This is a genomic window from Crocinitomix algicola (genome assembly GCF_001661595.2).
GTDB lineage: Bacteria > Bacteroidota > Bacteroidia > Flavobacteriales_D > Crocinitomicaceae > Crocinitomix > Crocinitomix algicola.
In genome coordinates this window covers 177,968-200,409 of the sequence record NZ_LYPF02000010.1, presented here as the reverse complement: position 1 = coordinate 200,409, position 22,442 = coordinate 177,968, and the positions used below count along the sequence as shown (strand labels likewise).

Below are 22,442 nucleotides of genomic sequence, written 5' to 3'. Positions count from 1 at the left end.
TTAAAAATTAATTTTCAAAAATAAGAAAATTATCCCTTCTTAAATGTTCTTAATGGTCTTTCAATAAACAGGACTATGCCCACAAAAATTAGAATCAAAATTGTGTTGAATATAAATTTGGGCCATGTAAATTCTATAAAGTCCGAGCTGTACAAAAGTGAGCAAAGAAAGAGCGTAACAGAACCAATCAAATATAGACCTATTTTACGGAGATTATATTTTATTGGATAATGAATTTTTCCGTAATGATAAGAAGCGGCCATCATTCCAAAATAGACGATGCAAGTGGTAATTGCAGATCCGGTATAACCAATCCAAGGAATAAGGAGGTAGTTGAGAATTAGAGTAACAATTGCTCCGCCAACAGAAATATACGCGCCAAATTTGGTTTTATCAGCGAGTTTATACCAAATAGATTGGTTGTAATAAATGCCTAAAAACACATTCGCCAGCATTAACAGTGGAACAACGGTTAACCCTTCCCAATAATCTGACCCGCGCAAAAATGATTTGAAAATAGGTAAGTTTAGAGAGATCACAAGGAAAATAATAGTTACAACAATTACAAAATAGGTCATAACTTTTGCGTAGATTTTATCTTTTTGATCATTATTGGCTTGCGAAAAAAAGAAGGGCTCTGCGGCATAACGAAATGCTTGTATAAACAGGGTGATTAAAACAGCCAATTTATAATTTGCAGAATAAATCCCAACTTGACTCTCTGCATATGTAATTCCTTCTGCTGGTGTTAAAAGTCGTAAAAGGAGTATTCTATCAATTAGTTCGTTTATTATTCCTGAAAACCCTGCAACAACAAGCGGAAAAGCAAAAATGATCATGGATTTAACCCTGTTAAGATTCCATATAAATTTAAAGTTTAATAATTCTTTATATAAGAGGACGGGTTTTAAAACGCTTCCAATTAAGTTGGCGAGAAAAACCCAGCCGATGCTCAAAGATTCACCTTCGCGATAAAAGGAGAATATAAATATGAGATTGAATAGAATAGTTGCTCCAATGCTTGAAAGCTGGACTTTTGCAAAAGTTACTGCTCTATCTTCATGCCTTAACCTTGCCATTATTAAAGAGGCAATCGCATCACTGACCAAAATAAAGGCAAACCAAATCACGTAGGTTTGATATTCCGGATGGTTTAACCAGTTGGCAATCCCTTGCGAAAAAATCAGCATGGCAATTAAAACAACAGCATTGATTACAAGTACAATTGATAAACTTTGATTAAAGACGCTTTCTTTATCCTTAGTTTGATTAACAAAACGAAAATAGGTTGTTTCCATTCCAAATAAAAGCAAGATTATAAAAAATCCCGCTAAACTATAGATAACGGATATGGAACCGTATTCAGCAGTGGAATAATACGCGGTGTAAATAGGAACAAGCAAATAATTAAGAAAGCGACCAATAATCGTTGACCCGCCGTAAATTGCGGTTTGCCCAGCTAGTTTCTTAATCGTGCTCACAGATAATTATGTCCTCTTTTTCAAGTTTATTTTCTGAAGTTTGCTTTTCTTTTCTCAATGAAAGCTGTTGTACCTTCGATAAATTCAGGTGTTCCAAAACATTTTCCAAATTCTTCTATTTCAACATCAAAACCGTCTACTCCTTCGATGTGATTGGCATTAATTGCATGAATTGCCGCACGAATAGCATTTGGCGAATTTTGGACAATTTTATGCGCAATTTTTTCTGCTAATGGCATCAACTCTTCTTGACTGACAACATGATTTACCAACCCCCAAGATTTTGCCTCTTCTGCTCCAATCATTCCTGCTGTTGTAATCATTTCAAAAGCTTTACCACTTCCCACCAATTGTGTTAAACGTTGTGTCCCGCCATAGCCAGGAATAACGCCTAAAGAAACTTCGGGTAATCCAAGTTTGGCATTATCCGACGCAACGCGAATGTGCGAGGCCATAGCTAATTCTAATCCGCCACCTAACGCAAAACCGTTAATTGCTGCAATGACAGGTTTATTCATAAATTCGATGAAATCAAACAAAATTTCATGTCCAATGGCACTAAGTTCTTGCCCTTTCTCAACAGAGAAATCAGCAAATTCTTTGATGTCGGCTCCAGCAACAAAAGATTTTTCTCCAGCCCCTGTTAATATTACAACACCAACATTTTCATCATCATTGGCAGCGCTAAGCGCATGATGCAATTCTTCAATAGTTTCCTTATTTAAAGCATTTAACTGTTTCGGTCGATTAATTGTAATCGTTGCAACATGTCCTTCTTGTGCTGTTAAAATATTTTTAAATGTCATTTTTCCGAATTTTGTGATAAAAGCATAAAGCTAGAAATTATTGCTCTTCTTGTGCAGAAAAAATGAGGATACTTTTAAACACTTTTTTGTGTGCGTTGCTTTATTTTAAAAGTGATTCTCAATAAATATTATTCGCTTAAAGACTGTTTTTTAGACTAAGAAACTAATTCTAATGTCATTCGTACATAAAAAATGTCATTTTGTCGAAAAGCGGGTCTTTTTCAATGTGTTAAGCTTTCAGGTGGCCATTAAAATACTTTACTTTGCATTTGTAACCAGTAAGTTAAATGGAAAAGGACCTCAAACCCTTTCTTTTTGATACATGAAAAAACAAGTACAGATGAAAACTTTAACAGGAATTATTTTTACATTTTTCGCTTTTTTGAGTTTTGCTCAACATGATGATCAAGACTCTTTAATGGCATCTAACGATATTGCTCGTGAATCAGGAGTTAATATCTATGCGCCAAATGCTTTTACACCAGACGGTGATTTTTATAACGACAATTGGCAAGTGCATGCGAATGGAATAGATGTTTACAATTTTCATTTAATGATATTTGACAGAACCGGTCAGTTGATATGGGAATCTTATGATCCTTCTGCAGCTTGGGACGGAACTTATGGAGGAAGCCCTGTTCCCGCTGGTATGTATGTTTGGATGATTAATGCAAAAGAGATAGCCTCTGATAAGCGTCATAAATTTGACGGTTTTATCAATGTACTACGATAAGGTTATTTTTTGCGAAGTTTTTTGTATATCCTTATTGCAAGCATCAATAAAATAGCTAAAGCAAAAAATCCAACTACTCCATAAACCCAATTTACATTGTGTTTTAGGATGATAAGGAAAACAATGGAAACCAATAACAAAGTTGGAATTTCATTCAAAATTCTGTAAAAATTCCCCGACTTTTTAATGTTATCCTTTTGTAAATTTAAAAAGTGTTGGTGACAAATAAACTGGTAAATTATAAGTAAAGCAACGAACAATAGTTTGATGTGCATAAATCCCATATGCAAAAGCCCAGGGTTTTTTATTAATAACCAAGGACCGAATATTAATGTAAGAATAAAAGAAGGCCAAGTAATTCCATACCAAAGGCGTTTCTCCATTAGGCTGTATTGCTTTTTTAAAATGTCTTTCTCTGGATTGACTTTTTCATTTGCCTCAGCGTGGTATACGAATAACCGTACAATGTAGAATAGGCCTGCAAACCATGTGACAATGAAAATGATATGAAGGGATAGTAATATTTGGTACATCATTTTTTGTAAAAATTCATCTCATCTAAATAAGTAAAAACCGGTTCGGATAAGAGGTAACGAACATCCATTTTTTCCCCAATCATATTACGTATAAAGCTTGAAGAAATTTTCATCAAAGGCGCATCAACTTTTAGGATATTAGTGCGATCGATTAATGTGTTTTTTTCTTCTATTTTTTCCTGCTCAGTAATCACTCGAGGATAGACAATAATTGGATAATTTTCAATAATATACTCGTAGTTTTTCCATTTGTGTAGCGTTCTCAAATTATCTTCGCCCATTACGAGTGTAAAAGCATATGTGGGGTGTTTTTCCTTAAGCGCCTGTAAAGTGTATGTTGTATAGGAAGGTTTAGGTAATTTAAATTCAATATCACTCGCTTTCAGATGAGGATTTTCCTCCACCGCAATACGAACCATGGCAAGACGATGATGATCAGCTAATAAGTTTTTCTTTAATTTATGTGGGTTTTGAGGACTTACGACGAACCAAACTTCGTCTATTTGGTCTTGCTGAGCAATATAGTTTCCAATAATCAAATGACCGATATGGATGGGGTTAAACGACCCAAAATATAAAGCAACTTGTTTTTGAGCATTTTCAGATTTACTCGAAAAACCATCTAAAATATGATTCACCATTGCAGTCATTATCCAATATAGTTAAGCACAACTTTTTTTATTTCGTAGCATGCTTTTTCAAGATTATCATTCAATAAAACATAATCGAATTTTTCAGCGTGACTGAGTTCTTCATTTGCTTTATCTAATCGCATTTTTATTTGCGCAGGTGTTTCAGTTCTTCTGTTTTTCAAGCGTTGTTCTAGGACAAATAATGAAGGAGGTTTTATAAAAATCGATAAAGCCTTGTCTTCAAAAATATTTTTTAGGTTTATTCCACCAATAGCATCAACGTCAAACAATACAGTTTTACCTGCTTTCCAATGTTTAAGTACTTCCGATTTTAGTGTTCCATAGAAATTGTCTTTGTAAACCTCTTCCCATTCTACAAATTCATTTTTATCTATCTTTTGTTTAAACTCATCCACTGAAAAAAAATGATAGTCTATTCCGTCTTCCTCCCTTCCTCTTGGTTCTCGACTTGCGGCAGAAATTGAGAATGCAAGGTTATCTATGTTTCTAAGTAAATAACGAACTATCGTTGTTTTTCCTGCTCCCGATGGTGCCGAAAAAATAATACACTTTCCTGCATCAAATTCATCAAATTGTTTGGCTATCGATTTCTCCATCACTTGTTTAAAGCGTATTTAATATTTGTTCTTTTATTTTTTCTAGTTCATCTTTCATATTTACCACGAGTTTTTGCATGTCTGCATGATACGATTTTGAACCTAATGTATTAATTTCTCGACCGATCTCCTGCGTAATAAATCCTAGTTTTTTGCCTTGAGATTGATTTTCATTTAAGGTTGATATAAAATAGTTTAAGTGATTTTCAAGGCGATGCTTTTCCTCAGAAATATCAAATTTTTCAAGATAATAAATCAATTCTTGCTCAAACCTATTTTTATCCACTTTCGCTAATCCTACGAATTCTTCAAGATTGTTTTCAATTCTCTCTTTGATTGCATCAATTCTCGCTGATTCGTATTTGGGAATTTCGGTAAAAGCTGATCGAATATTTTCGATTCTTAACGTAAATTCATCCATTAACTTTTGCCCTTCGGTTTTTCTGAATTCAATATGTTTTTGAATTGCTTCGTTTACCACTTTTACAATGCCTTCCCACTCTTCATCATCTAATTCTTCACTTTCGCTGGAAAATACATCCGGCATTTTCAATAGAGTTTGCAAGAGATTTTCTTGCGGTAAATTTAATTCATCACTCAGGTCGTTCAATTGCTTATAATAAGATGTGACAAGCGTTTTATTGATTTTTTGAGAACTGTTGTTGCCAATTGCTTCAACGTTAATATTGCATTCAACTTTTCCCCTGTCTAACGCTTTTTCCAATATTTTTCGAAGCGCAATTTCGTTTTGTCGATATAATTGTGGCATTCGAACAAATAAATCTAAATTTTTACTGTTCAGTGACTTAATTTCAACTGTTATTTTTTTATCGGAAAATGTGGCAGAGGATTTCCCAAAACCAGTCATTGATTGTAGCATACTTATCAGATTTTATCTCTTGGCAAAAGTAGGAATAATTGATAAAGCAATCTTCAAGCAGCTTCAATTTATTAAAATTGGGTGTGAGTGAATAATTGGTTGAAATAGAGAAAACTTGTTTAAAAATGATTGCTGCTATTGCAATTCTGAATGGATAAAGATATATTTGTTTGAAACACAACCAACTAAAATGCGACTAATTCAAAACCTAATTTTTCTTTTTTTTACCCAATTATTTACGGTCAATAGTTGGACTCAAACAGAGTCATTTGCTTATACCGGTGCTGTTCAAACCTATACTGTTCCTGCGGGAGTAAGTTCAATCAGAATTGTTGTACGAGGAGGAAGTGGTGGTGACGGTGATGGTGGTGTGGGTGGCTTGGGCGCATGTATGGAAGGGTCATTTGCTGTTAGTCCTGGGGATGAATTAGATGTTATAGTTGGTGGACAAGGATTGCAATATGGAAATGCAGGCGGCGGCGGGGGAGGCTCTGGAGTTGTTTTTGAAGGTGCACCATGGATTATTGCAGGTGGTGGTGGTGGAGCAGCAATTAATGCCGATGGACATGATGCTGTGACTACTGAGGATGGGGTAAATTCATCTGGTGCTGGAGGTGTTGGTGGAGATGGAGGTGAAAAGGGGTATGTGACTGGAGATTGTGGTTGGGCATCTGGTGGTGGTGGATTTTATGGAAATGGATATGGTGGAGATGGAACTTGGGATGGTGGAGCTTTACCAGGAACACTTGGTGGGGATGGTGCAGGCGATTCTTGGGCAGATGGTGGTGCAGGAGGAGCAGATGGTAGTTGTACATGGACTTACCCTAATTTGGGTGCCTGGGGATGTGGGGGCGGTGGAGCTGGTAACTATGGCGGCGCTGGAGGTGGCGGTTATTCTGGTGGCGGCGGTGGTCAATATGTTGATGCAGATTTTACAGCAAGAGGCGGCGGTGGCGGTGGTTCTTTTAATGATGGGTATGACCAGGTTAATACAGCTGGTTGTCACGATGGTGAAGGTGAAATAGAAATAACAGTCTTGTGCACGGAACTTGAACTTGAACCTGTTGCTGATATGGTTTGCGAAGGTGAGGAAATTATTCTAGACGCAACCTCTGCAGGTGGTGGGACAATTACTTGGGACGGGGGTGTTGTCAATGGAATTGGTTTTATTCCTCCACTCGGAGTAACAACCTACACGGCTATCAGCGACGATGAAGATGATTGTGAATTGAGCATTGAAATTGAAGTTGTACCTGTTCCTGATTTAACCTTAACCGCGGATGTGGATGAGATTTGTTTGGGTGAAGCAGTCACTTTTACTGTTGAAGGGGTTGCTGATGTCTTTGTTTGGGATCCTGTTGATGTTGAGGCTGGAGTACCATATATTCCTGGAGTTCCAGGTACGGAGACCTATACAGTTGAAGGTTCTGTTGGTGATTGTGCCTCTGAGGCGAGTATTGAGATTACGGTACATGATTTACCTGCTGTTACCGCTTCTGTTGATGAGACTGAAATATGTTTGGGTGATGAGGTTGTTTTTACGGGTGCAGGAGCCGATGATTATTCTTGGGATTTTGGTGTCATTGATGGTGTAGCCTTTGAACCTGCAATCGTTGGCTTAACAACATACACTGTGACAGGTACTGATGTGCTAACGGGTTGCACGAATACAGCGTCTATTGATGTTACCGTGTACGATATTCCGGATGTTGCAGCATCGGCATCTGATACTGATATTTGCTTAGGGGAAGAAATTGTACTTACAGGGAGCGGTGCGGCTACTTATGTATGGGATGGAGGGGTTCTCGATGGTGTTCCTTTTGCACCGCCGTCTGGTGTAACTGTTTACAATGTTACAGGTACATCTGCTGATGGTTGTGAAAATATGGCATCGATTGAGATTACAGTAACAGAATTACCCGATGTTACTGCTTCAGCTGATTTAACTGAAATATGTACAGGTGATGAAATTGTATTGTCTGGTGGTGGAGCAGATTCTTATACATGGGATATGGGTGTTGAGGATGGTGTCGCATTTGAACCTGTTGGCATTGGTGTGATTACTTATACCGTTACAGGAACTGCAGGTGATGGCTGTTCTGGTATGGCATCAATCGATGTGCTAGTCCATGATTTACCAAGCGTAGTTGCGAATGCTGAGCCTAGTTCAGTATGTGAAGGAGAGAGTATTACCTTTTCCGGCGCTGGTGCTGTGACCTACGTTTGGGATGGGGGGATTGTAGATGGAGTTCCAACACCAATGCTAACAGCTGGTGATTACATTTTTTCGGTAGTCGGTACGTCTGCCGATGGTTGTGAAAATAGTGCTGAGGTGGAGGTAGTTGTTCATGAAAATCCAGAAGTCGGAGCTGTTGCGTTGACTACAGAAGTGTGTTTTGGTGAGTCTACAACTTTAAACGGTACCGGTGCAATGAGCTATGCATGGGATGGAGGATTAACGGATGGGGTCAGTTTTACACCTGAGGCTTTAGGAACTTTTACATATACAGTAGTTGGAACGAATGAGTTTGGCTGTCAGGGTACTGCATCGATTACGATTAATGTGATTGATTGTGAACCTGTCGTGCCTGGATTTGAATTGTTGTCTCCCGCTTGTGTTGGTGATTGTTTTGAAATAAAAGACTTAACGACTGGCGGTGTTGTTGGATGGGAGTGGGATTTTGGTGGAGCTTCGGATCCAAATACTTCAACTGATCAGAATCCAACAATTTGCGTAAATAGTCCGGGAAATTTTGTGATTTCGCTGACCACAACAAGTCATACAGGAGCGGTATCAACGATAACTGAAGAACTTACTGTGTTTGAAAATCCAGTTGTAAATGCGGGTACTGACACCATAATTGATTTAGGAGGAGATGCTATCTTGTCTGTTTTTCCTGATTTGGACGGGGATTATATATGGTCTCCTTCAAAATTTATCGAATGTAGTGATTGTCCTATAACCACAGTTACACCTGAAGAAAGCGAGACTTATTTAGTCGAATTTTACGATGAAAATGGTTGCTATGGTTCAGATACAGTTATGGTTTTAGTGAATTTTAGAGAAGGTGTTGGTGTTCCTACAGCTTTCAGTCCAAATGGTGATGGAGTGAATGATGTATTATTTGTTAAAGGTTATGCACTAAAATCAATTTATTTTGCGGTTTATAATCGTTACGGTGAATTACTTTTCAAGACTACATCTCAAGATATTGGTTGGGATGGTACACATCAAAATCGGCCTGAAAACCCGGGAGTGTTTACCTGGGTGTTGCAGTATGAATATCTCAATGGAAAGAAGGGTAGCCAAAAAGGGAACACTACTTTAGTGAGATAGTGTAACCATATGACATAGGATGATTATACTCTAAAAATTAACCTATGAAATCAAACTTATTATTAATTATTTTAGTTTTTTCTGTTGCTTCAGTTTTTGCTCAGCCAGATGTGTATTCCATTACTAAAATGTTCTCATTTTACGATGTTACCAATGATTATGATACTGAACAATTACTCAAAGAAAAAGATAAGCTAAAAGAGAATCAAGTCGAAAAGCGAGTTAAAATTCGATATCATAAAGCTAAACCAATTCGAACAATAGAGTATTTTGATAAGGACGGAAAAGTTACAAAGCGTGAATTTATCAACCTAAAAAAAGAAACAAGTGAATCTGTTTATGAATACGATCAAGAGGACCGATTAAAAACAGTGGTTTATATTAATTCTAAAGGAAAAGAAGGTCGAATTAATTACCAGTATAATGCTGAGGGAAAACTAACTGAAAAGTCAAGAGTTAATATAAAAGGGGAGTATTTTGGTACAACATATCAATACAATACCGAAGGAAAATTAACGGAGCACTGCATTTATCAGAAAACAAAAGAGGTGCCAATAAAAAAGTTAGTTTATACTTATTACCCTAATGGAGATAAAAAAACGACAGTTTATTATAAAAAAGGTAAATTAAAATATTCGTGGAAATATGACTGTAAGCCGGAAGGAGAACTAGTCGGTGTTAAAAATAAGGATCAGGTAACAATTTGTGTGAGTGAAGAATTTGATGAGTTGGGCAATAGAGTTGTTTGGGATCGAAGATTTGATGAAGATGGAAAGTTAAAGAAGATAAAGACTGTATATAATGCGGATAGTTTAGTTTTAAATCGCCAGATTTATACTGAAAACGGAACTAAAATTGTTTATGATGAAGTGTTTTCGTATGATGAAGAGGGTGTTTTATTGGGGGCTGAAACAACGTCGTATGACAAAAAAGGCAATGCATATTTATCAGGTCGAAAGGTGAATACCGAAGAAGATGGTTATGTCCAAGAACGTTTCGATTCTAAAGGCAAATTGACGTCTTATTATAGTTATAAAGTGAACAATGAGGGGTTAGTTCAAAAAATGCAACGCCACTCTGGAAGATACCGATATACTTATTTGTACAATTATGACGATGGTTTAAAAACCTCTGAAGTTAGAATTTATCGCAACTCTACTTATGTTGATGAAATCTTTTATTCTTTTTACGAATGAATTACGTTTTGTTAAAATGATCGAAGACAATTTTTCCTTTTGAGAAGCCAATTGATTCTGAGAGGTCTTTTAGATTGGCTTTCTTAATTCTAGAAACAGATTTAAAATGTTTGATTAAATCGGTAGCCGTTTTTTCACCAATTCCAGGAATCGTCGTAAGTTCGGTTCCAAGCGCATTTTTACTTCTTTTATTTCGATGATGAGTTATGCCAAAACGATGCGCTTCGTTTCTTAAATGTTGTATGATTTTTAAGGATTCCGACCTTTTATCTATATAGACCGGGATTGAATCTCCTGGAAAATAGATTTCTTCTAGTTTTTTAGCTATTCCGATTACAGTAATTTGTCCTCTTAAACCTAATTCGTCTATACTTTTCATGGCAGAACTAAGTTGGCCCTTTCCCCCATCAATAATAACCAACTGCGGTAAAGGTTGGTCTTCAGCTAAAAGGCGTTTATATCTGCGCATTACAACTTCTTCCATTGAGGCAAAATCGTCCGGGCCATCTACCGTTTTAATGTTAAAGTGTCGATAATCTTTTTTGCTCGGTTTTCCGTTTTTAAACACGACACATGCAGCTACTGCGTTTGTTCCATGAAAGTTAGAATTGTCAAAACATTCAATATGTGTTGGCCATTCTTTTAAGCGCAAATCTTTCTGCATGGTTTCCATTATACGCTCTGTATGTCTTTCGGGATTGACAACTTTGTCTTGCTTATGTTTTTCGAGCATAAAAAACTTGGCATTACGCTGAGAGAGTTCTAATAATGCTCTTTTATCGCCACGTTGAGGTTGTGTGATTTTAAGTTCTAATCCTGCTTTTTTGAAAGGTATGCTCGAAACAACTTCCCTCGATTCATCCCCGTACCGGTCCCGCATATCCAATAAAACGAAGGGTATAATTTCTTCTGCCTTTTCATCAAGTTTCTTTTTTACTTCAATCGTATGTCCGTGAATGATTGCACCGTTATTGATTTTAAGGTAATTTACAAAAGCAGATTTGTCGTCCTCAACCATTGAAATGACATCGACGTTGTGTATTGTTGGACTAACAATTGCCGATTTCGAGTAATAGTTTTGTAAGCTGGCAATTTTATTTTTAACATCTAATGCTGCTTCAAAATTTAACGCTGCCGAAAATCGGTTCATCAGCTCTTTTAATTCTTTTATAACTGCACCTATGTTACCTTTGAGGATGTTAGAAATTTCATCAATATACTGCTGATAATCTTGCTTCGTTTGTTTTTCTTCACATGGACCTAAACAATTGCCAATATGATATTCTAAACAAACTTTATAGTTTCCCTTTTTAATTTGATCAGCTGCTAAATTTAACTTGCATGTTCTTAAGGGGTAAACATCTTTAATCAAATCTAATAAAGTATACATCATTTTTACGGATGCATATGGTCCAAAATATTTTGAGCCGTCTTTTACCACGCGACGGGTTGTAAAAACTCTGGGAAAAGGCTCATTTTTAATGCAAATCCACGGATACGTTTTATCGTCTTTTAACTGTATATTGTATTTGGGTAAATACTTTTTAATGAGGTTGTTTTCTAGCAGTAACGCGTCAAGCTCGCTATCCACCACTAGGTATTTTATATCGACAATTTTTCGAACGAGAATGGCTGTTTTTGCACTATCTTTTTGAGATTTATTAAAGTAAGAGCTCACCCGCTTTTTTAGATTTTTAGCTTTTCCAACGTAAATTATTGTTCCGTTCTTATCAAAGTATTGGTAAACTCCTGGGTTGGAGGGAATTCTTTTAATTTTATCCTCAAGGTGTTCGAACATTGGTACAAATTTAACGAATATGCCACTATAATTGAAATAGGACTTCAATTCAGCTGATTAATTATAATTGCTAAAGTTTCTGAATATGAGTATATTTGATATTTCTTATTCTGAAAAACAATGAAAAAAATTATTTTAATGGGCGCGTTAGCATTGAGTTTTACAATGCACGGCCAAGATTTTCATCGCTGTTACACACAAGAGGCAATGGAAATTCAAGAAACTCTTACCCCCGGATACATTGATCGAGTAAATGAAACATTTGAACGTGCTAAATTGGTGGGAACACAAAATAGAGAAGAGGTGCTGACTATTCCGGTAGTCGTACATGTAGTCTATAATACAGCCGCGGAAAATATCCCAGACAGTGTAATATACAACCAAATTGATATTTTAAATGCAGATTTTAGAAGGACCAATGAGGATGCCGTAAACGTGCGCGATACGTTCAATTCAATTGTTGGGGATACTTATATCGATTTTAGGTTAGCTACGGTTGATCCTGAAGGTAATCCAACAACGGGAATTACACGTACAAATACCGCAGTTACTTCGTTTTTAGATTTTGCTCCCTTAGCAGAAGGGGTTAAACATACCGCTGACGGTGGTGTGGATGCCTGGGATAAATCAAGGTATTTAAACATATGGGTGTGTGATATGAGTTATTTTGGTGATGTATTCTTATTGGGTTATGCGACACCACCTGATGGACTTGATCATTGGCCGCCAGGTGCAATAGACGGAATGGATGATGGTGTAGTAGTACAGTACCATTGTTTTGGGAGTAATAATCCGAATACTTTGATGATAGGAGGGGTGGCAAGAGATGTTTATGGAAGAACTTTAACGCATGAAGTTGGTCATTACCTCGGCCTGAGACATATCTGGGGTGATGGTGGATGTGGAGAACAAGATGGAATTGATGATACACCTAATATGTCGTCTGAATCTCCACAGGATTGCGATTTAGTTAAGAATACTTGTGTGGATGATATTGGTGACTTGGGTGATTTACCTGATATGGTAGAAAATTATATGGATTATTCTGCAGAAACTTGTCAAAATTCTTTTACAATTGGCCAGGGAAATCTTATGCGCTCAGTAATAGAAAACTTTAGAGAAGGCCTTATTGACGATAACCCAGCTGTTGGATTAGGGATTAAGGAACAACAAGATGCTCCATTTGAAATTGAACTTTTTCCAAATCCAAGTTCAAACGGTCAAGTGACTATTTCTATTTCTGCTATTGATGTTCACTCCGATGTTATGGTTTTCTCGGAAACTGGCCAGTTAATTAAAGCTTTAACAGTCAATGGAGGTTCAAATGAACTTGTTGTTGGTGATTTAGCACCTGGATTATATTTTGTCAATGTATCCAATGAAGTTGGGGTTCGAATTGAAAAATTAATCGTGCACTAAACAGTTTAAAACATTGTACGCAGTACCTAAAGCCTTATGCTATTTTAATTTAGTATAGGGCTTTTTTTATACAAATTTTACCGTTTTAAATCTTGGCTAAGTTTCAATAATTCATGCAATTGATAAGGGAAACCCTGTTCTTAATTGTATAAGGTTTGTAAAGAAAAATATTTTAGTATTTTTAAGCGAAAACTAAGGCAAATACTTATGAGAAATAACTTATATTTGCCGTTATTAATTTTAAATGAACACCATGGCAGATTTGGTAAGATATTCAGATAAAGATTTGAAAGAGTTTAAAGATTTAATTGATGCTAAATTAGCAGAAGCGCAGTTAGATTTAGATTTATTGCGGGGCCAATTAGACCATAGTGATGATCATGGAACAGATGATACTGGACGATCTTTTAACATGATGGAAGATGGTTCTGAAACGATGTCTCGTGAAGAAATGGCGCAATTAGCCGTTAGACAAGAGAAGTTTATCCAGAATTTGAAAAATGCGTTAATCCGAATTGAAAATAAAACCTATGGAATTTGCCGTGTTACAGGTAAGTTAATCCAAAAGCAACGATTAATGTTAGTTCCACATGCTACATTGAGTATAGAGGCCAAACGCGCACAAGGTTAAATTTAAGGTTTGGGAAAAAAAATCGTAATTATTATTGGAGCAATTTTGCTCGTCGATCAAATCATAAAGGTTTGGGTGAAAACTAGTATGGGAGCTTTCGAGTCTATTCCCGTAATAGATGGTTTTTTTCAACTTTATTATATAGAGAATAGGGGAATGGCTTTTGGAGCTACTCTAGGAGGTGGTGCCTGGGCAAAATATACACTTTCAATATTCCGTATTGTAGCAATCATAGGTATTGCAATATACATGCGTAAATTATTAAAAGAAAATCAAGCACCACGAGGATTATTGATAGCTTTAAGTTTAATTTTTGCTGGAGCTGCGGGTAATCTGATTGATAGTCTTTGTTACGATTTAATTTGGTCTGTGGATCCAAATCTACCGTGGAATTTAGCCATAGGTTCTGATGGTATGTTTGAATTTGATCCAGAAACGATGGAACCGTTGATTCGACCGAATGGTTTCCTCTTAGGCAGTGTTGTTGATATGTTTCAATTTACGACTACTTGGCCTTCATGGACTCCTGAAATTGATTTTTTAGGTATTCGTCCAGGAAATGAAATTTTTGGCGCAATTTGGAATTTTGCTGACTTGTCTATTTCTGTAGGTGTCGGATTGATTATTTTAAATTACCGTAAATTCTTCAATAAAGAGGAAAAAACACTTGTTTCTGAAGGTGTTGCAACTGATGAATCAGAATAATTTCCTAATTACTTTTTCTAGTTCTAACTCAGTACTTGTCTTAAGTGTAATTATTGTATTGCTCAAGTTTAAACTCAACAGTGCTGCTTCAGTTGTTCTGCCATAAGCTATTAAAGTTTGATTGTCTGATATTTTATTTAGAACCAAAAATCCCTCAAGGTTAGATGGACTTGTAAATATCAATACTTCGTGGGATTGAACTAAAGAAGGTTGGATTATTGTTTTATATGTTTCAAGCTCAAATACTGTTGCCTTTCCAATTTCTTTAATAATACTCCGTTTAGATCGTTGACTGAGGGGAAAAAAAATAGTGGATCCAGGATCATTGTCAAAAAATTGGGCTATTGTCTTAGGGTTGTTCTCTATTGGTCCAACGAAGTCAATGTTTAAGCCGTGTTTAAGTGCTTCACGTTCGCTTCCTTCCCCATATACGGCTATCTTTTTTGCATTTATAGAATAATGTGCTAAATAAGTAGATATACTGTTAGGTGAACTGAAAAAAATCCAATCACTCGAAGGGATGTTTAAATGAGGAACTCCTACTGTTTTTATAAATGATTTTTGTGAAAAGGGTATGCCTCGTTTTGAACACCAATCCTTTATTGCAGAATACGAGTTTCTCTCATTAGTAATTAGTATGCCTCTAGTGGGATTAACCACGCCCTTGGATGTCAGCTACAATATGTTCTGCAATGCCTTCTTCTTCCTTAAAAGAATATGTTTTTAAATTGGAAGGACTGGTTGCAGCGTGGGAGTGACTTACTTCTACTTGCCATTTATCTGATTCTTTTACAGCAAAAACCCCTAATGGTAATTGGCACCCACCATTGAGCAATTTTAAAACTCCTCTTTCAATGGCTATGGCAGCGGCAACATCTTTGTGATGCATTGGCTCTAATGCTGATTCTAGCGCATTGTCGTTAGCTCTAATTTGCAATCCTAAAACACCTTGGGCAGGAGCTGGAACAAATTGGGTTGGTGCTAATTCTACACAAACTAAATCACTTAAATCTAGATCTAAGCGCTTTATTCCTGCTGTTGCTAAGACGATAGCATCATATTGACCTTCACGCAATTTGTTTATTCTAGTGGGAACATTGCCTCTTAAATCTTTGATGACAACATCAGGTCTTAATCTTAAAAGTTGTGATTTTCTTCTGGCGGACGACGTCCCCACAATTCCGTTCTTAATAATCTCTAACAATTCACTTTTGTCGGCAGAACTTTTACGGATAAGAAGTTGGTCAGTTGGATTCTCACGATAAGAAACAGCTGCAATTTTTAAACCTTTTGGTTGTTCGGTTTCTAAATCCTTATGAGAATGGACGGCTAAATCAATTGAGTTGTCGAGCAGAGCATTTTCAATTTCTTTTGTAAAGAAACCTTTTCCTTCAATTTTATCAAAACTCAAATCCTGAATTCTATCGCCTTTAGTTTCAATTATTTTAATGCTAACCTGATGACCAAGTTTTTTAAGTTCTTTCTCTACAAAATGAGCTTGCCATAAGGCTAAATCGCTTCCTCTTGATCCAATTCTGATGTTCATTATCATTGATTTTTAGTGAGCATTTCTTTTGCCATAATCATGGGTACACTCACGTATTTTTTTTCCATATAGTTGAGAATTTTATCTAAAACTTCTTTAGCATCCTCATCTAAATTTTCTAATTCTTTTGAAAAAACTTCTTGCTCTGCTTTTGATCTGATTTTTTTCACATGTTCCGGAATTACGCGCATCTTTAATTCCACTTGTCGCATGTAATAAATCTTTTTAAATTCTTCAATCGATTCGTAAATGATTTGACGCGCCTTCAACAGCTCTTGTTTTCGCAAGAGAAGGTTTTTGTCAGATATTCTTTTTATTGATTCGACAGAGATATAGTCTATTGGGTAATCGTTTAATAGTGAGGTGTCCAAATCATTAGGGATGGCCAAATCAACAATTATTTTCTTTTCGCTTTTCGGGTTTAGCTGGGCGTAAATTGCAGGCGTAATTATTGCTTGATTCGCTCCGGTGCAGGTTATTATTATATCAAAGTTCTCACGATAGCGGGATAGTTGACTTAACGAAAAGGCTTCACCTCCAAATTCAACAGAAAAATTTTTAGCATTTTCAAGGGTTCTATTGAATGTTGTGAAGTTTGAAAAACCGTGTTTGCGCAAAAATTTAGCCATATTCTGATTGGTAACCCCAGAGCCAATTATCAAAATTTTAGCATCTTTTTTCGGGTTTAACTCCATTAAGGACTGAAAACCGAGAGAAACAACGGAAACAGACTTTTCTGATATACTTGTTTCTGTGTAGACTTTCTTGGCAGTCTCAATAGTTTGCCGTATTACTATGCGGATTGTATCACCGGATAGTTTATTTTCTTTTGCGAAATTATAAGCATTTCTAACTTGGGTGATTATTTCGCGTTCTCCCAATACCATGGAGTCAAGTGACGACGCTACTTCGATGAGGTGGTTAACAGCATTAATACCAGTCCAATGCCTCGTTTTACTGGCTATAAAGTTTACTTTGTCTTTTGACCAGTTTGGATGGATGGTTTGAATTAGATTTTCGACTAATCTTTCGGTTATCGGATGACTAGATGTAAATATTAATTCAACTCGATTGCAAGTTGACAAATACATGATTTCCTTTAAGTTTAATTCGCTTTTTAAGCGATTCATCAATTCAGGAATTCCTTCAGTCTCCACATGGAATTGACCTAAATTTTCTAGTCCAATCCCTGCATGGGTAAAAGCTATGACACCAAATTTCTCCAATCCTTTTTTTTGAGCTACAAAATTCCTTATTTCAATAGCTTTAATTGTCATGATAGTGTCATTAAAAAAGTTTTTTAGATGACTTTTATCACGGTTCCAGCTAATCAATCTTTTTTTTTACAAATCTATTTAGCAAAATTCCGTTAAATAAATAAACAGGTTTAATTACTACATGAATTTGGCATTAAACCCATTTACAACCGTTTATCCTTATTTTTTAGCGTAGATTGATTGAAATAAGTAGAATAAACCCCCAATTTTTTATATGTCTAATAAGGTTTCTAATCATCTTTTTGAATTAATTAAAAGTTTAAATAAATCCGAGAAACGCTATTTTAAACTGTTCTCATCTCGGCACACAATTGGTGAAGAGAATAGCTATTTAAAGTTGTTCGACTTTATTGATCGGATGGATACTTATCAGGAAGATTTGATCTATATGCATTTTAAGGGACAAGCTTTACTCAATAAGTTTTCAATCACTAAAGCGCGATTGTATAATAATATTTTGAGAAGTTTAGATTCTTTTAATGCAAATTCGTCGCAAGATGCTCAGTTATATCGCGCTCTGCATAGCGCCGATATTTTATATGATAAGGGACTTTACAAGCAAAGTGAGAAAGTTTTAAAAAGTGCAGAAAAACAAGCGTTAAAATTTGAGAAATTCAATCTGCTGCTCGAAATCAAACAAAAGCGGAAAAAACTAATAGAAAATGAATTGTATACTGAAGTTAAACAGGGTCAGATTCAAAAAATGTTTGTTGAGGAGGAGCGAATCATCAAAGAAATTAAAGCTTATCATGAACTCTGGAATGTGAAGAGTTTGGTCTTCCATGAAATTAACGTTCAGGGTAACGTTAGAAATGAAGAAGATTCGACACGGTTAAAAGAGTTATTTCTTAAAATCGAGCATATAAAACCGGAGAATTTTGGAGCTAGAGTTAATTACCTATTTCATCACATTCATAGTGCATACTACTTCTCAATTCATGATTGGGCTAAATCTTATAACCATTTAATTGCCAATTTAAAGGTTTTAGAGACCGATAAAAATAGTTTTAGCAATCGGCCGAACTTGTTTTTTTCTTTATTGACCAATGTAGTTTATACAGCAACACGACTAGAAAAATTTGACGAGGCAAATAAGTACCTTCTTCAGTTAAAAGAATTAGGGTCAAAAATGTCAAAATCTAAAAATTTAGATATCAAATACTTTTCGAGTTCGTATAGCTTGGAACTCGTTTTATTAATAGAGAGGGGCGATTTTGAGAAAGCGGTAGAGTTAGTGCCTGAAATTGAAGAAGGATATCGACTATATGGAGATAGTATTTCGAGTCTGAGAAAGGCTTATATTGATTTTAAAGTTGGAATTGTCTATTTGTCTATGGGACATTATACAAAAGCGCTCCATTGGATAAATAAAATTTTAAATGAAAGTACAATTGACCCAAAACAAGATATTTTTTGTTTTGCTCAACTGATTAACCTGATACTTCATTTTGAACTGGAGAATGATCGCTTTTTACCTTATGCTATAAATTCAACGAAAAGATTTTTAAAAAAGAGAAACCGAATTTATGCTTTTGAAGAAATTTTTCTAAAGTTAATTTCTAAAATGGCGAAATCAGACGGCTTTTTCGAATTAGAAGATGTTCTTTTACCTTTTGAGAAAGAATTGAAAGAATTACAAGAAGACCCAAATGAACAAGTTGTGTTTGAATATTTCGATTTTTTATCCTGGGTTCAAAGTAAATTACGGCGAAAAACATTTTTAGAGATTAAGGAGCTTAAGCGGAAAGGAACGTTTTAATAATAAGACTTTCCTTTTGGCAGGCCAAGTTGTTCATGATTAATTGGTTTTATGTTGTTGTCTGGGATTTTTGATAGTTCCCCCGTTCTTAAATTAGAGTACCTCGGATCTTCAATTACACCTAATTTCTCCATATAACTTGTTTCAATCGTAATGCAATCGTACTCCACAATTACCTTGCCTTTTACTTTGTATAAGCCTTTTCCTCTAAACGGAAATTTTGCTGCTACCTGTGGAAAATGAACAGTGTCCAGCCAGTTTCCTTCAGTGTCTAAAAACGTTCCAAAAAACATTTTTTCATTTTTACTTGTGGTTGTCCTTTTAGTGTGAATGAGATAGCCTTTTACCCAGACGGTTAGGTTTTTATGATGAATTAAATCATTCGCTAAAACTACATCGGTTTCATCTTCGTTGGCAATACTAAATGGGCTGTATAATGGGAAACCGAGTAATTCAATTTGATCGAAAGCATCTTCTTGCCAGGGAGTGCTAATGTCTGGGATTTGATAATCCACTTTTTTAATGTTAAACAGATCGACGGTCGAGTGCGTTGCCTTTTTATTTTTAGATATTTTAAGGTGAGCTTCCCACATTAAAGAACGTTTACTTTTTTTTGTAAATCGAAAAGCATCAATCCTGATCAGAATAGACAGTTGCTCTAAGCTGATTGAAATTCGATCAATAAAATCATCAAAATCTTTAAAAACACCTTCATTTTTTCTGTTTTCTTCTATTTTTTTGGCTATTTCAAAGTTAAAGCCATGTAGAAGGTGATAGCCTATAAATATATTTGAACCATATATTGTCGTTAAATAACAACTATTATTGACACATGGTGGTAAAATTTTTCCACCAAATTTTCGGGCTTCATAAATGTAAAGTTCTGTACTGTAAAATCCACCATAGTTGTTAATCGTAGCAACCATATATTCTAAAGGGAAATAAGCTTTTAAAAAAAGACTTTGATAACTTTCCACAGCGTAAGAGGCGGAATGACCTTTGGCAAATGCATAGCCTGCAAAACTTTCAGTCTGCCGCCAAACTTCAGCAGTAAGTTCATAGCTATGCCCTTTTTCGGCACAATTGGAAAAAAATATTGACTTAATGCTTTGAAATTCATCTCTAGATCGATACTTACCTGACATGCCTCGGCGCATCTTATCTGCTTCTCCTAATGTTAATCCAGCAAAACAGTGTGCCACTTTTATTACATCCTCCTGGTAAACCATTACCCCATATGTTTCTGGCATAAGTTCTAATAAAACAGGGTGGGCTTCTTTTCGTTTCTCAGGGTGACGATACCTTTGGATATAGGCCTGCATCATACCTGATTTGGCAACTCCCGGTCGTATAACCGAACTTGCTGCTACCAAACCTAAGTAGTCACGAACTTGCAGTTTGCGTAAAAGCATCCGCATGGCTGGTGATTCAACATAAAAACAGCCAATAGCATCGGCGTTTTGTAATATATAACTGATTTTCTTATCCAGTTTGAAACGTTGTATATCATTAATGTCAAATGTTATAGCACCAGGTTGATTTTGGCGAATAATAGTAATCGCATCTTTTATCTTTCCTAAACCTCGTTGACTAAGAATGTCAAATTTATATAGACCTACATCTTCGCAAACATGCATGTCAAATTGTATGGTTGGATATCCTTTTGGTGGTAAAAATGTGGCAGAATAATAATGAATTGGATGCTCTGTTATGATTATGCCGCTTGCATGAATGCTTAAATGACTTGGGAATCCGTGAATGTATTTACCATATTTTAAAACAAGTTGGGCTAAATGATTACTATCAAACGTACTGGTATAACCCCTACTTAATTTATCAATTTCGCTTTTGGGTAAGCCAAATACTTTGCCTAGTTCCCGAATAACAGCACGGTATTGAAAAGTATTGTAGGTTGCAACGAGTGCAGTATGTTTAAATCGTTTAAAAATGTATGCCGTTACGTCGTCGCGATCCATCCAAGAAAAATCAATATCAAAATCAGGCGGATTTTTACGATAAAGATTAATAAAACGCTCGAAATATAGGTCTAATTCGATGGGGTCAACATTTGTAATCTTCAATAAATAAGCAATAACACTATTTGCTCCGCTTCCCCTTCCAACATAAAAATATCCTTTCGATTGCGCATAGGTCACGATATCCCAATTAATTAGAAAATACGAAACAAAACCCATTTCCTGAATGGTTTGTAATTCTTTTTCAACGCGTTCTAGTACCTGTTGATTCGCATTTGGATAACGATATTCAAGGCCGGATGCACAAAGGTTTTTTAAGAGTAACAAGTCTTCTTCTTCATCGCCTGTATAAGTGTTTTGGTTTTGAGGCATCGCACGTTCAGAAAAGTCAAATTCAACTGCACAGGATTGAAGAATCATTTTTGTGTTTTCAATAATCTCAGGAAACGCTCTATATTTTTCAAGTAGTTCAGTAAGCGGTAAAATTTGATCTGAATACGAACCTTGTTCAGTTGTTGGAAGCTTGCTTAATAAAGTGTTGTTGTCGATTGCTCTAAGTAAGCGGTGTGCGTTAAAGTCTCTTTTGTTTCTAAAGGTTATTGTTTGCAGTATGACATACTTTTCGGTGTCAATTTTATGGAGTTTTAAATGAATTAAATCTTGCGGTTTTACACCGATAAACTCATTCTTTTTGAGGTGGCGTTTGTGTTCTTTTTTAAACGGGTAGATGACAAATGAGTCCGTTAAATTGGGTGCTGTATCATTTAATACTGTAGTTTTTTGTAAGATTTCGCTTAGGTGTTGGTTGATGGCTTGAAAACCGTCGTTATTTTGAGCCAGCGCAATATATTTTTGATCAATGCCCTCTCTAAAATCTACACCAATTGTTGGGTGAATACCATATTTTGAAGCTAACCTTAAGAAATCTAAACAGGCAGATGTAGTATTTATATCCGTTAAAGCAATGTGTTGAATGCCGTTGGATCTCGCTAAATCAAGTAATTGGTCGGGTGAAAACGTTCCATACCTTAAACTATAATAGCTATGAGAATTGATGTACATCGCACTTAAAATGATTAAAAATTAATCGCAAAACTATTAAAAATTAATCAA

The 22,442-nt window shown here is 35.8% G+C and carries 18 protein-coding genes; 7 read left to right on the top strand and 11 right to left on the bottom strand.

Annotated features, from left to right (window positions below):
- Window positions 1–29 precede the first annotated feature (29 nt).
- Window positions 30–1,481, bottom strand: coding sequence for an oligosaccharide flippase family protein (locus A8143_RS06690; protein WP_066757415.1), 1,452 nt, complete (start codon window positions 1,479–1,481; stop codon window positions 30–32).
- A gap of 26 nt (window positions 1,482–1,507) precedes the next feature.
- Complete coding sequence (locus A8143_RS06685) at window positions 1,508–2,287, bottom strand: enoyl-CoA hydratase/isomerase family protein (protein ID WP_066757413.1); 780 nt, start codon at window positions 2,285–2,287, stop codon at window positions 1,508–1,510.
- 340 nt (window positions 2,288–2,627) lie between these two features.
- On the opposite strand from A8143_RS06685, the gene A8143_RS06680 reads away from it, so the two are divergent.
- Window positions 2,628–3,020 (top strand): gliding motility-associated C-terminal domain-containing protein, encoded by a 393-nt coding sequence (locus A8143_RS06680; protein ID WP_175437501.1) that lies wholly within the window; start codon window positions 2,628–2,630, stop codon window positions 3,018–3,020.
- A 2-nt stretch (window positions 3,021–3,022) separates the two neighbouring features.
- Here A8143_RS06680 and A8143_RS06675 read toward each other — a convergent pair whose 3' ends face one another.
- Genes A8143_RS06675 through A8143_RS06660 form a run of 4 tightly spaced genes read right to left on the bottom strand, consistent with a single transcriptional unit; the run spans window position 3,023 to window position 5,685 of the window.
- Window positions 3,023–3,556, bottom strand: coding sequence for a CopD family protein (locus A8143_RS06675; protein ID WP_066757408.1), 534 nt, complete (start codon window positions 3,554–3,556; stop codon window positions 3,023–3,025).
- Entirely contained in the window at window positions 3,553–4,197 is a 645-nt protein-coding gene (gene nadD, locus A8143_RS06670) for a nicotinate (nicotinamide) nucleotide adenylyltransferase (protein ID WP_066757487.1), read from the bottom strand. The genes A8143_RS06675 and nadD overlap by 4 nt, the downstream gene beginning before the upstream one ends.
- Before the next feature lie 8 nt (window positions 4,198–4,205).
- Window positions 4,206–4,805 (bottom strand): guanylate kinase, encoded by a 600-nt coding sequence (gene gmk, locus A8143_RS06665; protein ID WP_066757404.1) that lies wholly within the window; start codon window positions 4,803–4,805, stop codon window positions 4,206–4,208.
- A gap of 7 nt (window positions 4,806–4,812) precedes the next feature.
- A complete protein-coding gene (locus tag A8143_RS06660) occupies window positions 4,813–5,685 on the bottom strand; it encodes a YicC/YloC family endoribonuclease (protein WP_066757401.1) in 873 nt (290 codons plus the stop codon).
- A 190-nt stretch (window positions 5,686–5,875) separates the two neighbouring features.
- On the opposite strand from A8143_RS06660, the gene A8143_RS17290 reads away from it, so the two are divergent.
- Both A8143_RS17290 and A8143_RS06650 read left to right on the top strand, forming a co-directional pair.
- Window positions 5,876–9,022, top strand: coding sequence for a T9SS type B sorting domain-containing protein (locus tag A8143_RS17290; protein ID WP_066757399.1), 3,147 nt, complete (start codon window positions 5,876–5,878; stop codon window positions 9,020–9,022).
- 44 nt (window positions 9,023–9,066) lie between these two features.
- Window positions 9,067–10,218, top strand: a complete 1,152-nt coding sequence (locus A8143_RS06650) for a hypothetical protein (protein ID WP_066757397.1) — start codon at window positions 9,067–9,069, stop codon at window positions 10,216–10,218.
- Between the two features lies 1 nt (window position 10,219).
- Here the strand turns inward: A8143_RS06650 and uvrC are convergent, their stop codons facing one another.
- Window positions 10,220–12,016: an excinuclease ABC subunit UvrC gene (gene uvrC / locus A8143_RS06645; protein WP_066757396.1), complete on the bottom strand. Its 1,797-nt coding sequence runs from the start codon at window positions 12,014–12,016 to the stop codon at window positions 10,220–10,222.
- A 120-nt stretch (window positions 12,017–12,136) separates the two neighbouring features.
- On the opposite strand from uvrC, the gene A8143_RS06640 reads away from it, so the two are divergent.
- The 3 genes from A8143_RS06640 to A8143_RS06630 all read left to right on the top strand — a co-directional run bounded on the left by A8143_RS06640 (window position 12,137) and on the right by A8143_RS06630 (window position 14,771).
- Window positions 12,137–13,435, top strand: coding sequence for a zinc-dependent metalloprotease (locus A8143_RS06640; RefSeq protein ID WP_066757392.1), 1,299 nt, complete (start codon window positions 12,137–12,139; stop codon window positions 13,433–13,435).
- 244 nt (window positions 13,436–13,679) lie between these two features.
- Complete coding sequence (locus A8143_RS06635; RefSeq protein WP_066757389.1) at window positions 13,680–14,066, top strand: TraR/DksA family transcriptional regulator; 387 nt, start codon at window positions 13,680–13,682, stop codon at window positions 14,064–14,066.
- 9 nt (window positions 14,067–14,075) lie between these two features.
- Window positions 14,076–14,771, top strand: a complete 696-nt coding sequence (locus A8143_RS06630) for a signal peptidase II (protein WP_066757386.1) — start codon at window positions 14,076–14,078, stop codon at window positions 14,769–14,771.
- Here A8143_RS06630 and A8143_RS06625 read toward each other — a convergent pair.
- From A8143_RS06625 to hemA, 3 genes are read right to left on the bottom strand one after another with little or no spacing between them, the layout of a single operon-like run.
- Window positions 14,763–15,431: a uroporphyrinogen-III synthase gene (locus A8143_RS06625; RefSeq protein WP_066757384.1), complete on the bottom strand. Its 669-nt coding sequence runs from the start codon at window positions 15,429–15,431 to the stop codon at window positions 14,763–14,765. The two genes, A8143_RS06630 and A8143_RS06625, sit on opposite strands and share 9 nt — an antisense overlap.
- On the bottom strand, window positions 15,424–16,317 hold the full coding sequence (gene hemC, locus A8143_RS06620; RefSeq protein ID WP_066757381.1) for a hydroxymethylbilane synthase: 894 nt from the start codon (window positions 16,315–16,317) through the stop codon (window positions 15,424–15,426). Before hemC ends, A8143_RS06625 begins: the two co-directional genes overlap by 8 nt.
- A gap of 2 nt (window positions 16,318–16,319) precedes the next feature.
- Window positions 16,320–17,594 carry a glutamyl-tRNA reductase gene (gene hemA, locus A8143_RS06615; RefSeq protein WP_083261255.1) on the bottom strand — a complete coding sequence of 425 codons (1,275 nt, stop codon included), beginning with the start codon at window positions 17,592–17,594 and terminating at the stop codon, window positions 16,320–16,322.
- A 214-nt stretch (window positions 17,595–17,808) separates the two neighbouring features.
- Here hemA and A8143_RS06610 point away from each other — a divergent pair, with 214 nt between their 5' ends.
- Window positions 17,809–19,353, top strand: coding sequence for a hypothetical protein (locus A8143_RS06610; protein ID WP_066757378.1), 1,545 nt, complete (start codon window positions 17,809–17,811; stop codon window positions 19,351–19,353).
- Here A8143_RS06610 and A8143_RS06605 read toward each other — a convergent pair.
- Complete coding sequence (locus A8143_RS06605) at window positions 19,350–22,391, bottom strand: DNA polymerase III subunit alpha (protein ID WP_066757375.1); 3,042 nt, start codon at window positions 22,389–22,391, stop codon at window positions 19,350–19,352. The two genes, A8143_RS06610 and A8143_RS06605, sit on opposite strands and share 4 nt — an antisense overlap.
- Window positions 22,392–22,442: the final 51 nt, after the last annotated feature.